At 41.2% G+C, this 16,103-nt stretch carries 12 protein-coding genes; 7 read left to right on the top strand and 5 right to left on the bottom strand.

Features of this window, described 5'->3' with window-relative positions:
- Position 1: 1 nt before the first annotated feature.
- Both ACIQZ2_RS02280 and ACIQZ2_RS02285 read right to left on the bottom strand, forming a co-directional pair.
- On the bottom strand, positions 2–1,372 hold the full coding sequence (locus ACIQZ2_RS02280; RefSeq protein WP_395767214.1) for a DUF1800 family protein: 1,371 nt from the start codon (positions 1,370–1,372) through the stop codon (positions 2–4).
- Positions 1,373–1,436: 64 nt separating this feature from the next.
- The gene (locus ACIQZ2_RS02285) at positions 1,437–1,901 is read right to left on the bottom strand and encodes a hypothetical protein (protein ID WP_395767215.1); all 465 of its coding nucleotides are present in this window, start codon (positions 1,899–1,901) and stop codon (positions 1,437–1,439) included.
- Positions 1,902–2,053: 152 nt separating this feature from the next.
- Here ACIQZ2_RS02285 and secA point away from each other — a divergent pair, with 152 nt between their 5' ends.
- Positions 2,054–5,413 (top strand): preprotein translocase subunit SecA, encoded by a 3,360-nt coding sequence (gene secA / locus ACIQZ2_RS02290; RefSeq protein ID WP_395767216.1) that lies wholly within the window; start codon positions 2,054–2,056, stop codon positions 5,411–5,413.
- Positions 5,414–5,568: 155 nt separating this feature from the next.
- Here secA and ACIQZ2_RS02295 read toward each other — a convergent pair whose 3' ends face one another.
- The 3 genes from ACIQZ2_RS02295 to aat form a co-directional block, all read right to left on the bottom strand.
- Positions 5,569–5,940, bottom strand: a complete 372-nt coding sequence (locus ACIQZ2_RS02295) for a four helix bundle protein (protein WP_395767217.1) — start codon at positions 5,938–5,940, stop codon at positions 5,569–5,571.
- A 153-nt stretch (positions 5,941–6,093) separates the two neighbouring features.
- Positions 6,094–7,122 carry a glutamate 5-kinase gene (gene proB / locus ACIQZ2_RS02300; protein ID WP_395767218.1) on the bottom strand — a complete coding sequence of 343 codons (1,029 nt, stop codon included), beginning with the start codon at positions 7,120–7,122 and terminating at the stop codon, positions 6,094–6,096.
- A 47-nt stretch (positions 7,123–7,169) separates the two neighbouring features.
- Positions 7,170–7,811, bottom strand: a complete 642-nt coding sequence (aat, locus tag ACIQZ2_RS02305; RefSeq protein WP_395767219.1) for a leucyl/phenylalanyl-tRNA--protein transferase — start codon at positions 7,809–7,811, stop codon at positions 7,170–7,172.
- Between the two features lie 194 nt (positions 7,812–8,005).
- Here aat and ACIQZ2_RS02310 point away from each other — a divergent pair, with 194 nt between their 5' ends.
- From ACIQZ2_RS02310 to gldG, 6 genes are all read left to right on the top strand, one after another.
- Positions 8,006–8,668 carry a GNAT family N-acetyltransferase gene (locus ACIQZ2_RS02310; RefSeq protein WP_395767220.1) on the top strand — a complete coding sequence of 221 codons (663 nt, stop codon included), beginning with the start codon at positions 8,006–8,008 and terminating at the stop codon, positions 8,666–8,668.
- A gap of 3 nt (positions 8,669–8,671) precedes the next feature.
- Positions 8,672–9,868 (top strand): argininosuccinate synthase, encoded by a 1,197-nt coding sequence (locus tag ACIQZ2_RS02315; protein ID WP_395767221.1) that lies wholly within the window; start codon positions 8,672–8,674, stop codon positions 9,866–9,868.
- Positions 9,868–10,818: an N-acetyl-gamma-glutamyl-phosphate reductase gene (gene argC / locus ACIQZ2_RS02320; RefSeq protein WP_395767222.1), complete on the top strand. Its 951-nt coding sequence runs from the start codon at positions 9,868–9,870 to the stop codon at positions 10,816–10,818. Before ACIQZ2_RS02315 ends, argC begins: the two co-directional genes overlap by 1 nt.
- Positions 10,819–10,989: 171 nt before the next feature.
- On the top strand, positions 10,990–12,117 hold the full coding sequence (locus tag ACIQZ2_RS02325; RefSeq protein ID WP_395767271.1) for an aspartate aminotransferase family protein: 1,128 nt from the start codon (positions 10,990–10,992) through the stop codon (positions 12,115–12,117).
- Positions 12,118–12,238: 121 nt separating this feature from the next.
- Entirely contained in the window at positions 12,239–14,356 is a 2,118-nt protein-coding gene (locus ACIQZ2_RS02330) for a peptidylprolyl isomerase (protein WP_395767223.1), read from the top strand.
- 60 nt (positions 14,357–14,416) lie between these two features.
- Positions 14,417–16,087: a gliding motility-associated ABC transporter substrate-binding protein GldG gene (gene gldG, locus ACIQZ2_RS02335; protein WP_395767224.1), complete on the top strand. Its 1,671-nt coding sequence runs from the start codon at positions 14,417–14,419 to the stop codon at positions 16,085–16,087.
- Positions 16,088–16,103 lie beyond the last annotated feature (16 nt).

The raw sequence follows: 16,103 nt of genomic DNA on the forward strand, positions 1-16,103 counted from the left end.
CCTAGTTCAGTTGATATTCAGGTAAACGCATGATTGCTTTTAACAACCTCAAAATACGGGCATCGGCTTGTGGCGTAAAGGTTGACCAATTTGCCGCAATGGTACCATCGAGTAATGTATCCAACAAGAATTGGCGTTTAGATTGCGATAGGGGAAATAAAATTAGGGTATCAATAACATCATTAACAAACAAAGCCGCATTTTCACAATTTGCAAAACTTCTTGCATAGGCTAAGGCCTCCAGTTTTCCTTTAACAGCTGTACCATTAAATCGCCTACCACTTAAAATCGAGTCGGTGAAGCCTCCTCTGTAGGAATACGTGGTCGAACTAATCCATTCCCTTTGTCCTGGCCAACCGGCCACATCAGGCGGTTGGAACAATTGCATTTGCAACGTTTTAGACATATCATAAAGATTAATGAAATCCGGTGTTTTTATTTGCAAAGCCTTCAAAGTCCCTACCATCAATTCTTGAGGATCTTTAATATGACTCGCCATAATTGAAACTTGATAAAAATGGTCTGAAAGCAACATGAAACGTAACACAGGTTTTATTTCATAATTATTCGCCCGAAGCACGGTTGCCATTTGACTAACAAACTTTTCATCGGGTTTATGATAAATAAATTCTTTGTAGATTTTGCGACATAAAAACTCCGCACAAGCTTTTTGTTCAAATACCCAATCAACCAATGTGTTAACATTGAATTGGGCTGTTTTTCCAAAAATGGTCACAGATGCATCTTTATGCCAACGGTTAGGGTCAAAAGCAGCTGAAAGACCTCTTACCTGCCATCCAGATAATACTTTGGCAGCTTGTCTAATATCATTCTCCGTGTAATTACCTATCCCCAGAGCAAACAACTCAAAAAGTTCACGGGCAAAATTTTCATTGGGACCAGTACCTCTACTGTTGTTGCCATCTAAATAAATAAGCATCGTAGGGTCTACACAGACTTCTTTTACCAATTGTTTTATATTCCCAAAAGCAAATTTGCGAAACAGCTGATTTTGCTGATACATGTGTTGAGGATAGTTGACCTTGTCGCGCTCACAGGCAAAATGATCATGCCAAAAAAGCACCATTTTTTCCTGCATGTTTAATCCTTCATTAAACATACGTTCATACCACCAATACGTTAATTCACGATACCATCTACCGGCATCACCCGAATCTTGTTGCGCTTGCGCTGGGGTCGTATTTACCCAAGCACCGGGGGCCGCTGGAAGTGGATTTGATGAAAGTAATGCGCGATCTACCAATTCCTCCAACGTTCCGAAGCCCATAGCTTGCTGAAATTGATCTTTTGAATAACCAAAAAGTGAACGGGCTAACAAATGCTTCGCATTTGCAACGGTCAAATTGGGCATATTGAATAGAGTTGTTTGCCCGAATATAATTGGATATTTATAATTATCAAAAAAGTGATAATTATTATTTCTTAAAGAAAATTTTAAGCAATGTATCAGGCTTAGAGAATCGGGTTACCTGCACATTCAAACTACCCGATTTTTTTTTAAGTCGCTGAGGAACAGCAACATGCTCAAAAAAAGTAGAGTCAGCTCGATAAAGATCCAGTTTCTTACGTTTACCGCCTTTTTCTACGACAACCAAGATGTAATGCGTTTCGGATTTATCGCTCGCATCAGCGTATTTTTTTCTGATTGCTCCATCAAGTTCCATTTCTAGCACTTCAGATTCTGAGTCATAAACGTCCTCTGCCATCAATGATGGTATAATGGTTTGACTTAACAAAGCTAAACCCACCAAAATAAACAGATAGGTAGAAAAATTTTTAGTACCTCCACTATCAGAGGAACTCCCGAACATATCCCCAAAAATGGGCATCTTTAATTTTTTACGCGGTGTACGACGAGGAGGAATCGGATAATCAGCCATATAAATTCTAGATTGAGCTACAAAGCAAATGAATTATGACTTGAATTCCGTAAAAATTTTGGATTAATTCTAATAACATAGCAAGGATAAAAATTCAAATTGGTAAATTGCAAATTAATTTATGACCAAGCCTAGATAGGCTCTATTTTACCATGTTTTCAATACTAAGCAAAAGCATTACAAAAATATTTGGCACGAAATCAGAACGTGACATCAAAGCAATCATGCCGATTGTAGAAAAAATCAAAGAAGAATATGCGCGCTTGCAAGTTCTTTCGGATGATGAACTTCGTGCTAAGACTTCTGAATTCAAACAACGTATTCAAGATTTTTTGTCAGATATCGATACGCAAATTGCCTCCTTGCGTGAGCAAGGCAATGCGACAGAGGATGTAGATGAAAAAGAAACCTACTTTACCCAGATTGATAAATTAACCGAAGAACGAAATAAAGCATTAGAAGTTGTTTTGTTGGAACTTCTTCCTGAGGCTTTTGCGGTAGTAAAAGAAACGGCTCGTCGTTTTACAGAGAACAAAAAATTAGTCGTTACAGCGACTGTTGAGGATAAATTCATCGCTGCCAAGAAAGCAAATGTGGTCATCGAAGGGGATAAAGCCATTTGGCATAACCAATGGCTTGCCGCCGGAAACCAAATCACATGGGACATGATCCACTACGACGTGCAGCTGATTGGTGGTGTCGTACTTCATCAGGGAAAGATATCGGAAATGGGCACAGGAGAAGGAAAAACGTTAGTTTCAACACTACCTACCTATTTAAATGCCTTAGCGGGACGTGGAGTACATTTGGTAACCGTAAATGATTACTTAGCGAAACGTGACTCAGAGTGGAATGCGCCATTGTTTGAATTCCACGGCTTGAAAGTAGATTGCATAGATAAGCACGAACCGAATACAGATGAGCGCCGTCAAGCCTATTGGGCTGATATCACATACGGAACAAATAATGAATTTGGGTTCGATTATTTGCGTGACAACATGGCTCGCAGCTTGGAAGATCAGGTTCAAAGACCGCATCATTTCGCGATGGTGGACGAGGTTGACTCCGTGTTAATCGATGATGCACGTACCCCCTTAATCATTTCAGGACCTATACCAAAAGGAGATGAGCAGGAATTTGAGGCTTTCCAACCGCGCGTAAGTAAACTGGTTGAAGCTCAAAAGCAAATCGTTCAAAACTTCTTGGTAGAAGCTAAAAAAGCCATCGCTGCTGGTGATAAAAAAGAAGGCGGATTAGCTTTGTACCGTGCTTATCGAGGGTTGCCTAAGTCAAAACCCTTGATTAAATTCTTGTCGGAAAACGGCATGAAACAACTAATGAATGAAACGGAATCGATCTATTTGGCAGAAAACCAAAAATTGATGCCACAGGCAGACGAACCCCTTTTATTCACGATTGAGGAGAAGAATAACCAAGTAGAATTAACAGAAAAAGGCTTAGCCTTTATGAGTGGGAATACCGAAAATCCCAATTTCTTTGTCTTGCCTCACTTATCAATCGATTTGAATAAAATCGAGCAAAACAAAGCCCTTACTGATGCTGAGCGTTTGTCACAGAAGGAGCAATTAATAGTGGAATACAATGAGAAAGCATCGCGCATTCATACAGTAAACCAATTGTTAAAGGCCTATACGTTATTTGAAAAAGATACGGAGTACATCTTAGTTGAGGGTAAAGTAAAGATTGTCGATGAGCAAACGGGCCGTGTTATGGAAGGACGCCGGTATTCCGATGGATTACATCAAGCGATTGAGGCCAAAGAAGGGGTGAATGTGGAGGATGCTTCACAAACCTATGCGACAATTACTTTGCAAAATTACTTCCGTATGTACCACAAATTAGGTGGTATGACGGGTACGGCAGAAACGGAAGCGGGCGAATTTTGGACGATTTATAAACTGGATGTGGTTTCTATTCCTACAAATCGTGTTATCCAGCGAAAGGACCAAGAGGATAAAGTTTACCGCACGGTGCGGGAGAAATACAATGCAGTTGCAGAAGAGATTCAAGAATTAGTAGCTGCAGGCCGGCCGGTATTGGTGGGAACAACTTCTGTTGAAAACTCGGAATTATTAAGTCGATTATTGAATATTCGCAAGATTCAACACAATGTCTTGAATGCCAAACAGCACGCGCGTGAGGCGGAAATTGTAGCAGAAGCAGGACAATCCGGTAAAGTAACGATTGCAACCAACATGGCTGGGCGTGGTACGGATATTAAGTTAAGTCCGGAATCGAAGGCAGCCGGTGGTTTAGCAATTATTGGTACAGAGCGTCATGAATCTCGCCGCGTAGATCGCCAGTTGCGTGGTCGTGCGGGACGTCAAGGGGATGTGGGGTCTTCTCAATTCTTTGTATCGTTGGAAGATAATTTAATGCGTTTATTTGGGTCAGATCGTATTGCGAAAGTGATGGATCGTTTGGGCATGGAAGAGGGAGAAGTTATTCAGCACTCGATGATTACCTCATCGATTGAACGTGCACAAAAGAAAGTAGAGGAAAATAACTTTGGTATACGTAAGCGTTTATTGGAGTATGACGATGTGATGAATTACCAACGAAATGCTATATATAAGCGTCGCCAAAATGCCCTGTTGGGAGAGCGTTTATCTCTTGATATCATCAATATTTTATTCGATGTATGCCAAGACATTACTTCGAATTATCCAAATTATGAGGAACTTGAATTAAAAGTAATTGAATTATTGGGTATCGAACCGCCATACTCTGTTGAAGAATTTAACCGTTTGCCGCTAGATAAACGTACCGAAAAATTGTTCTTAGCGGCTGAAGTACATTACAAGTCGAAAAATGAGGTGATTGCCCAACAAGTCATTCAAGTTGCACAAGAAGCAAAACGTCAAGGATTCTCCGGTATTCAGGTTCCAATTTCCAATGGACATATGGTTACCGGTGTGGTGGTTGATGCTGATAAAACTTTGGCTACACAAGGCAAAGAGGTAATCTCAGAGATGGAGAAATTCATCACGTTGACTCTGATTGACCAAGAATGGAAAGAGCATTTACGCGAAATGGATGATTTGAAGCAATCGGTGCAAAATGCGGTATTTGAGCAAAAAGATCCCTTGTTGATTTACAAATTTGAGGCCGTAAATTTATTCCAACGCTTTGTAGCACGCGTTAATTCTGATACCATCAGTTTCGTAATTAAAGCGGAAATTCCAGCTGCACAATCGACGAATCAAACGGCTCCCAAAGCACCGAAAGAGAAAGCACCGAAATTGCAATTGAGCAAAGATGAGGCCTTGTCTTCTTTATTGGGCGGATTGGCTGGTGCGCAAGATGAGCCTGGATATCACGATCCATCAGCGGGCCAAGTAGAACGTGTTGCACCTCGCCAGGCGATTAAGATTGCTGACCGTAACCAACGCGTTACCGTTCAATATCAAGATGGAAGCATCAAAGAAAACGTAAAATACAAAGCTGTGGAGGCCGATGTTGAGAGCGGGAAAGCGGTGGTAATTGAATAGACGTTGGACGCTAGACCTTGGACCTTGGACGCTAGACGTTAGACGCTAGACGCTAGACGTTGGACGTTAGACGCTGGACATTGGAAGTTGGACGTTGGACATTGGACGTTAGACATTAGACGTTGGACGTCGGGTGTTAAATCATATCCGATATTTTATTTATTTTTCTCTAATTCCTTGGTTAAGAAATTAATCAAGGAATTTGTCATTTTACCAATGATGTCTAATTGGCTAACTAATTCCTGCTGGTCTTCTTCAGTTATATAATCTAAGTGAAAAGCCGTTAGAACCATGGACTTAACTTCACTCAGGGAGCCTAAAGCAATCGATAAAAAACGCTTAAATTCCCGATCCGACTTACGATCAAATCCTTCTGCAATATTGTTTGAAATTGACACACTAGCTTTGGTAATCTGATTCCGAAATCCAAAATCATCCAATAAATGAAAATGGAAATAGATTTGTTTGGTCAATAGAACTGAGCGTTGCCAGACCAACAAGTTTTCGAATTTTCTTTGCGTTTCCATCGGGCCAAAGGAAAAGAAACTAGCGAATGCTAAGAATTAAAAAGCTGATAATTAGTTGAAAAAAATCAACTTACCTATAATCATGGAGAATTGACTTTAAACTCCATCAAACTGACGTCTGAAGTCCAAAGTCTAACGTCCATTGTCTAATGTCTAATAGACCACTATATCATCCGCATTTGCCACTTCCCTACCCTCGGATGATCCACTTAGTTCTGCTTTGGAGTAACGTGTCCTTGCGATGGCAACCGAATTTTTGAGTGGATCAAGAATTTCAACGACTTCGCCTTTTTCGAAATCACCGATGTATTCGATTACACCTACCGACAAAAGACTCTTGCGGTTTTGGATTGCTTTTACGGCACCTTTATCTAATACAATTCTTCCTGAAATTACACTGCCGGAGGCTAACCACTTTTGGCGAGCAGAAAGTGTCGCTACTTGGGGTTCAAAAACGGAACCAATTTTTTCATGTAATGCATCTACAATACCATTCGCTTGATCCAAACCAAAAATTACCACCTTGATTCCCATTCGAGTCGCCAAACGCGTGAAGGTTAATTTGGATATCATGCCTCCCAAACCGGTAGTAGATGTATCCGAATTTACAACATCTAAAATAGATGCATTGATTTCCGAAACATAGCGAATGACTTGCCCATTTTCATCAAGTAGTCCGCCAACCGAAGTGGAAATCAACAACTTTTCAGCTCCAAAACCTGTTGCAATCAACGTTGCCAATTCATCATTGTCGGAAAATTTCAACTCCACATTACTCACCACATCATTTTCATTCGCAATGGGAATGATACCATTTCGCCAAAGCTCCTGATAGGTTTCCTTGAGCTGCAAAAATGATTCGCGGTTCGAAAAATGCTGGCGTTCGCAGAGACTTTGGGCGATAGCAATGCCGTATTTTTGAAAATATTGATTGTATTTGGCAATTAATAAAGGATTTCCAACAGCCGCTGCAGCTTTTCGCTCTGATAAACTTCCTTTATACTGTTTCAATGACCCTTTTCCTGCGGCCACTGCCCCACTGGATACAAGTACGATCGAATAATCATTTTGCAAACTAGCCACCTGCGCCGCAATTTTCTCAAGCGTCTGCTCATTCACCTCCCCATTGCGATGTGTAATGGAAGATGAACCAAACTTAATTACGAGAATAGGCTTCGACATGATTTATAAAATTTGAAACAATTTAGGCCTTTCTGATGAAATTTAGGCTATTTAGTAGGTAATTTAAATTCGCATGCTTTTTGCAAACTTGCACTTAACAACTTTTCATAGTTCGAACGTTTAATTTCGACGGCCCCATAGCGTTCAACATTATCATTCATGAACTGCGTATCCAATAGCGTAAATCCATTGCTTTGGAGAATTTCCATCAAGTGATGAAAGGCAACTTTGGAGGCATTGGAAACCTTCATGAACATAGATTCTCCAAAAAAAGCAGAGGCAAAATGCACGCCATATAAACCACCGACCAACTCGCCTCCTAGATACGATTCTACCGAGTGAGCAAATCCCATGTGATGTAATTCTACATAGGCCTGAATAATCTCCTCCGAAATCCACGTTTCTTTTTCATACGCTCTAGGCGAAGCACAAGCCCGAATAACCGCCTCAAACTGCGTATCTATTCGAATTTCAAATTGACCACGATTGATGACTGGCTTCAGGGATTTGGCTGGCTTATAGGTATCAATAGGTATAACAGCACGCGGGTCAGGGCGATACCAGTAGATGGTTCCATCCGCCTCCGCCATCGGAAATACGCCCGAAGTATAGGCATAAATTAAGGCTTCTGCTGTTAATGAATTATCATTTTCCATGAAATAATCAGGTGATTGTTGGGATTTAACCATTGAATTACTGAAATTTACCCCCTAAATCGAGACAAAATTAGCGTTTAATCACGCTTATTCTCAAGTAATATGAAGATAAATAATTCAAATCGGTATGTAGTCACGTCACTTCGACGACGACGATTCATCTTCAGGGTATGATTTCCCTGCGAGATTGATTTACCTATTTGTTTCATTTATACTTGATTCCATTGATGAATTCATATACTGTCCAAATCGCTAGTCAAGCCCATTTTGACCTAGCTGAATCCATTTGCCAAGAGATGGCAGAATCTGCCAAAGCCCGCGGCACAGGAATAGCCAAACGTACGCCTGAGTACCTGAAAGAAAAAATGTCAGAAGGCAAGGCCATCATCGCTACGGATGATGTTTCGGGTGAATTTGTAGGTTTTTGTTACATCGAAACCTGGCAACATGGCAAATTTGTGGCCAATTCAGGTTTAATTGTCAAACCGAGCCACCGGCAGTATGGCGTTGCCAAAGCCGTAAAATCCAAAGCGTTTGAATTATCCCGAGAGCGTTTCCCTGATTCTAAAATCATAGGTATTACGACCTCGTTGGCCGTCATGAAAATCAATTCAGACTTAGGCTATGAGCCCACAACCTTTTCTGAATTACCGGTAGATGATAATTTCTGGAAAGGATGTCAATCTTGTGTGAATTATGATATCCTTACGCGTACTGAACGCAAAATTTGCTTATGCACTGGCATGATTTTTGACCCAGCACAAAGTGGCACCAAGCCAGATACGGATGAAAAATGGATCTTTTTAAAGAACATAGCCGATTTCGCCCAATTGAAAAAATTTAAAGAGAAATTATTAATGCCTTTTCACAAAAAAGGGAAATCCAAATAAATTATGAGCAAGCCGAAAGTGATTTTAGCATTTAGTGGCGGATTAGATACATCATTTTGTGTCAAATACTTAACAGAGGAGCGCGGCATGGAGGTACATTCAGCCCTCGTCGACACCGGAGGTTTTTCACCTGCGGAATTAAAAACGATCGAGGAGAAGGCCTATTCATTAGGCGTTACTTCACATGTTACGTTAGATGTAGTGGAAGAATATTACCAAGATTGTATCAAGTATTTGGTATTTGGTAATGTATTGAAAAACAACACCTATCCCCTATCGGTTTCTGCTGAGCGTGTTTTTCAAGCTACAGCTGTAGCTAAATATGCGGCAAAATTAGGTGCAAAAGCCATTGCGCATGGTAGTACAGGCGCAGGTAATGACCAAGTTCGTTTTGATGTCGTTTTCCGTATTTTGGCCCCCGAATGTGAAGTAATCACGCCAATTCGTGATTTACAATTATCACGTGAGGCTGAAATTGACTTCTTGAAATCGAAAGGTGTCGTACAAGAATGGCATAAATCAACCTATTCGATAAACAAAGGGCTTTGGGGAACATCCGTGGGAGGAAAAGAAACATTGACTTCTGATGGCTATTTGCCAGAGGAGGCTTGGCCTACTCAATTGACGGAGACCAAACCAAGTAAGATTTCTTTGCAGTTTGAATACGGCCAATTGGTCGGTTTAGATGGCGAAAAATACGCAAGTTCAGTAGACGCAATTCGCGCATTAACGGCGCGTGCAGGTGCATATGCCATTGGTCGGGATATTCACGTAGGTGATACCATTATAGGAATTAAAGGACGTGTGGGCTTTGAGGCTCCAGCACCATTAATCATTATCAAAGCCCATCATTTATTAGAAAAACATGTGTTGACAAAGCACCAATTGTATTGGAAACAAAACATTGGTGATATGTATGGAAGCTTGTTACATGAGGGCCAATTCTTGGATCCTATCATGCGTAATTTCGAGACTTTCTTAGCCGATACGCAGGATAATGTGACCGGAACCGTAAACGTGGTTTTATCGCCATATCAATTCCAGGTAACGGGTATTGAGTCGAAATTTGACTTAATGTCATCGGCTTTCGGTGCTTATGGAGAAATGAACAAGGCGTGGACGGGAGACGATGTGAGAGGATTCTCGAAAATCGTGTCGAACCAAACCATGATTCATCGGAAAGTAAACGAATCAAACTAATGGCAAAAATTGGAATCGTAGGAGCTGCAGGCTATACAGGTGGTGAATTATTGAGAATCTTGGTTAATCACCCTGATGTTCATTTGACATGCATCATGTCCAAATCGCAAGCGGGTAAATTAGTTTCTGATGTGCATACGGATCTATTGGGATCGACGAGTGCCCGTTTTTGTGCTGATTTATATCCAGTTGATGTTCTTTTCTTATGTTCAGGTCATGGCGAGTCAAAGAAATTTTTGGCAGCTAATGAGATTCCTTGGCATACCAAAATCGTTGATTTAAGCACAGATTTTCGAGATGAATCCGAAGGATTTGTGTATGGTCTTGCGGAATTCCAAAAAGATAAAATCAAATCGGCAACAAAAATCGCCAATCCAGGATGTTTTGCAACGTCGATTGAGTTGGCCTTATTGCCTGTAGCGCAGGCAGGCTTATTGAAATCAGATGTGCATGTTTCAGCCGTGACTGGGTCAACCGGTGCGGGACAAGCTTTATCTCCAACGAGTCATTTTTCTTGGCGAAATAATAATGTCAGTATTTACAAAGCGTTTACGCACCAGCACCTAACGGAGATTGGGATGGTTTTAGGAGCGAAAGCCCCAGCGCCCAAGGTAAATTTTATCCCGTACCGCGGAAATTTTTCTCGTGGAATTATGGCCAATGTGTACACCGCCTTCACTGGAACGCTAGAAGAGGCAATCGAACTATACGAAACCTATTACCAAGATTCCCCATTTGTTTTCATTAGTCCTCAAGCAGTTGACGTGAAACAAGTGGTCAATACCAATAAATGCTTTTTGCATTTGGAGGTGCATGATGGACAATTATTGATTAGTTCAGTCATTGATAACCTCATCAAAGGCGCATCCGGACAAGCCGTTCAAAATATGAATTTAATGTTGGGCTGGCCAGAAACGGCGGGATTAGGATTGAAGGCAATTGGACATTAGAAGTTGGGCATTAGACGTTGGACATTAGACATTGGACGTTGGACGTCAGACCATTAAGGGGGATTGTAGAGACGCGATACTTCGCGTCTAATTAGACATTAGAATTAAGAGTTAAGAATTGAGAGGTAAGAGTTAAAAATATAAACTAGCCACTAGAGACTAGCGACTGATATTATGAACTTATTTGACGTATATCCATTGTATCCTATCGAACTTGTAAAAGCGCAAGGAAGTATGGTTTGGGATAAAAATGGACAAGAATATTTGGATTTATATGGCGGGCATGCGGTGATATCGATTGGACATTCACACCCAACATATGTGGCCAAGATGACGGAACAATTATCCAAGATTGGTTTTTATTCAAACTCAATTGTTATTTCGGGTCAAGCGGAATTAGCTGAAAAGTTGGGACGCGTTTCAGGCTACCCGACCTACCAATTATTCTTAACTAATTCAGGAGCCGAGTCCAATGAAAATGCCTTAAAGTTGGCATCCTTTCATACAGGACGTAAAAAAGTCGTTTCATTTAGCAAGGCATTCCACGGCAGAACGGCTGGGGCAGTTGCCGTGACAGACAACCCGAGTATTATTGCACCGATTAATGACACCTCCCATGTCACCTTCCATCCCTTTAATCAAATCGAAGGATTAGCAGATGTGATCACGGAAGAAACGGCTGCTGTAATTGTGGAAGGTATTCAAGGTGTGGGAGGTATTCAAGTTGCCTCAACACCCTTTTTACACGCATTACGTCAACGTTGTGATGAAACAGGAGCCCAATTAATTTTGGATTCAGTACAATGTGGTTATGGACGCTCGGGCAAATTCTTTTCCCATCAATATGCAGGAATTCATCCTGATATCATGACCACAGCAAAAGGTATGGGCAATGGTTTCCCGATTGGCGGTGTCTTAATCGCACCGCATATTCAGGCAAGCTATGGCTTATTGGGTACGACCTTTGGTGGAAATCATTTGGCATGTACGGCAGCGAATGTGGTATTGGATATTATTGAAGAAGAAAATTTATTAGCTAATGTGACCCAGATCGGGTCCTACATCGAACAAGAACTAATGGGAATCGAAGGGATAAAAGAAATTCGAGGTCGTGGGCTAATGATCGGTATCGAGTTAGAAGAGGCCGTAGGGCCTGTTCGGGATGCTTTATTACACCAGCACCACATCTTCATGGGCTATGCTGGGAAGCATACGCTTCGTTTATTACCCAGTTTGGCAATTGACCAAGCGATTGCAGATCGTTTCCTTGAAAGTTTGAAACGTGTATTGAAGGGCTAGATTAGTTTACAATTGACTTGCTTTTTGATTAGAAATGTGATTATTTTGCGTTTCTTTTGTTTAAGACAAAGTCTAAAAATAAATAGAAAAAAGCGTACAAAACAATTAGATAATAGTATCAATGGCATTAATTACAAAAATTAGAGAGAAATCAGGAATTGCGGCAGCGGCTATCGCGATCAGTTTAGTGTTGTTTCTCGTGGGAAGTGATATTTTCCAAGGCAATTCATCCTTATTTGGTTCAAGTTCACAGGAAGTAGGTCAAATCGCGGGCGAAAGCATCATGATTCAAGACTTCCAAAAGAAAGTGGAAGAGGCAACAGCAAATTATACAGCTCAAACAGGCAAAGGCCCATCTGAGCAAGAGGCTGCGTCTATCCGTGACCAAGTTTGGAACCAATTCATTTTAGATATCGCATACAAGAAAGAATTTGATGCCTTGGGTTTACAGGTTTCTGAAGAAGAGCTGATCGACATGGTTCAGGGGAATTACATTCACCCATCGGTTCGCCAACAATTTACAAATCCACAAACTGGACAATTTGATAAAACTTTTGTGATCCAATTTTTGAAGAATTTGAAAACGATGCCTGCCCAACAGCAACAGGCGTGGGCAGCATTTGAAAAATCAATTTCTCAAGATCGTATCCGCTCGAAATACGAAAGTTTATTGCGTTTATCCAACTATGTAACACAAGTAGATGCGGCAAAAGAATACCAAGCTCAAACAGCGAAATTCAATGCACGTTTCTTGTTTGTACCCTTCTTTTCAATCTCAGATTCTACTGTTAAAGTTACCGATGCGCAATTAGAAGAATACTTATCGAAGCATAAAGACCAATTCAAAGGAACAAATACACGTTCAATTCAATATGCTACTTTCCCGGTAATTCCTACGAAACAGGATACGGTTGAGTTTTACACATCCATCAAAAAATTAGCGAAAGACTTAGCGGTTGCACCCAATGATTCCGCTTTTGCTATGTTGAATTCAGATGTTCGTACACCTTACCTTATGTCGTATGCTGAAATTCCAGAAGCGGTAAAATCGATGTTGCCAACATTCCAAGTGGGCGGTATCTATGGTCCATTCAAGGAAGGTTTAACTTACTCAATCTATAAATACGGGGGTGTAAAGAAAGATTCATTATTCACGATGCGTGCAAGCCACATCTTGATTGCGCCAGCTAACAAATCTGATTCAGCAAAAGCTCAAGCTAGACAGCGTGCTGAAGCTATTTTGACGCAGATTAAAGGAGGAGGAAGCTTCGAAACTTTAGCTCAAATGAATGGCATGGATGGTACTGCTCAAAATGGGGGTGATTTAGGCTATTTTAAAAATAATGGCGGAATGGTTAAATCATTCGAAAAAGTATTGTTTGGCTTTAACGGAACTGGTTTAATGCCCGCTGTAGTTGAAACTGAATTTGGATTTCACGTTGTCAAAGTAACAGATGCGAAGACGAATACGAGCTATAAGTTGGCAGCCATCAACAAAACAATTGCGCCTACTCAAGCTACATTGGATAGGGTATTCTCCCAAGCAGATGCTTTTGCTAATGCCAACGGAACCTTAGGCGCATTTGAAGCAGCGTTGAAAAAAGATAAATCAATCATCATGATGCGTGCAGATCGCTTACAAGAAAACGCGTCAGCGATTAATAATTTAGCTAATGCGCGCGAGATTGTTCGTTGGGCATTCGATGAGAACACGGCTGTAGGCGATGGTTCTAAGAAAGTATTTGAGCAAGATAATCAATACATTGTTGCATTCCTTACTGGGAAAACAGACAAAGAAAACGTAACGGTTGAAGACTTCCGTGTCGAATTAACTGCCTTGGTACGTAATGAATTGAAGGGACAGCAAATCTCAAAGAAATTAGCAGGCATTAAGGGGACGTTAGAGCAAATTGCGCAAAAATACGGTGCAGGGGCTTTGGTTGAAACGATACAAGATCAAACATTAGCGGCTGGAATGTTGAATACAGCAGGCCCAGATGCTGTGGCTTTAGGTCGTATCGCAGGTTTGAAAAATGGAAAACGGAGTTCTGTTTTCGTTGGAGACAATGGTGTATTCATCGCTGAAAAAACGGGTGGAGTAGCGGCTCCGGCATTAGCGGATTATTCACAATTCAAAAACCAAATTCAAATGATGGGTGTTCAGCGTTCATCATTCTATATCAATGAGGCAATTAAGGATAATGCCAAAATTGTAGATAAGCGTTACAAGTTCTATTAATAGTACTTAGCCCATATAAGAAAAGCATTCTGTAAGGGATGCTTTTCTTGTTTAGATGCGATGAAAAGAAATATACGTGCTTGGATATTAAGTATTTCAGCAGGGCTACTTTTGCTCTTGGTGAGCCCGTATATCTATATGCGCTGGGATTTAAGCGAGGAAAAGAAGTTCACCTTAAGTGAATCAACCATCGCCACATTACAAGCTTTAGATGGCCCTATTCACATCAAAATTTACTTGGAAGGTAATGACTTACCGGGCGGCTTCAAGAGGCTTCAAAAAGCGAGCTTGGACATCTTACATGATCTACAGCGAAATAGTCCACAAACGATTAGCCTAGAGACGGTTAACATCTACGATGCCTATCCGAATACCGACGAAAGGGAGAAAGAGATATTTCTACTTGATTCTTTGGGTTTACCACCGACTAACGTCGTTAACAACGCGGGAGGTAAGCAGGTGCAACAAATGGTATTCCCAGGAATAGTCATTGAGAAAGGGGATAAAAAAACGGGGGTTTTATTATTGAAGGGAAACCAACTGGCATCCTCACAGGATGTATTAAACCAGTCGGTGGAGGGGCTTGAATATGAAATCATGAAGGGAATCCAAAGCTTGATGGAAACAGAACGCAAAAAAATCGGATTCTTTTTGGATTACAGTCGGGTCCCAGCCATTCGCCAATTAGGGCTTATCGCTAATTTGCGTAAATCCTATGATTTATATCCCGTAGACTTAAGTGCTTCATCGACCTTGGAAGGTTTAGATGCGATATGTTTAATCCAACCAGACCGTAAATTCAGTGAATCGGATCAATATAAAATTGACCAATTTCTGGTGAAGGGTGGAAAGGGAATTTTCTTTTTGGAAGGAGTTCGCGTGGATACGATTGAAGGCCAAGGTTTGGTGAGTTCTGTGATGGATGTGGGTTTAAATGAGTTGCTATATCGGTATGGATTGCGTTTGAATGCCAACTGGGTAAAGGATGGTCAATTGAGTGGCATGATCCCGTTGGAAGTGGGGAATTTTGGAGATAAGGCCAATTTGCAATTGATGCCCTGGCCAGCATTTCCTTTGTTAACAGGAAATCCATCCTCGGTGATAACGAAGAATTTGGATGCAATTTACGGGAAGATGGTGTCGAGTATTGATACCGTTTCCGGCAGCAGTGGCTTGAGGAAGACACCCTTGTTATCGACAAGTCCGTATACACAGATACAAAAGGCACCGGCTACCCTACCCTTTGCATCTTCGGGCAAGGATTTCAACCCAGCTCAATATCAATCGGGTTCTCAGGTGATCGCGTATTTACTGGAGGGTCAATTTCAATCGACCTTTATGAATCGACCATTGCCACAGGATACCTTAGCCAAAAGTTTCGTAACAAAAGGTCAAAAGGCTGGAGGATTAATTGTGGTGGGTGATGGGGATTTGGCCTTGAATGGAATCGATCCAAACACCAAGGGGCCTGCACCCTTTGGCTATGACCCCTTCATGAAGCATACATTTGCGAATCGCGATTTCATCTTGAATGCATTTCATTATTTACTGGATGACCAAAAGGCTTTATTGGCCCGAAACAAAAACATCCGTTTGCGTCCATTGGATAAGGCAAAAGTACAGGCGCGGCGAAGCTTTTACCAGTTCCTGAATGTGGGAGTTCCGGTGGTATTTGGGATTGTCATCAGTCTTTTGGTAATTCTTTACCGTAAGCGTAAATACGGAGCTTAAACGCTTGGCTTTGTAG

Source organism: Aquirufa sp. (genome assembly GCF_044342065.1).
Lineage (GTDB): Bacteria > Bacteroidota > Bacteroidia > Cytophagales > Spirosomataceae > Aquirufa.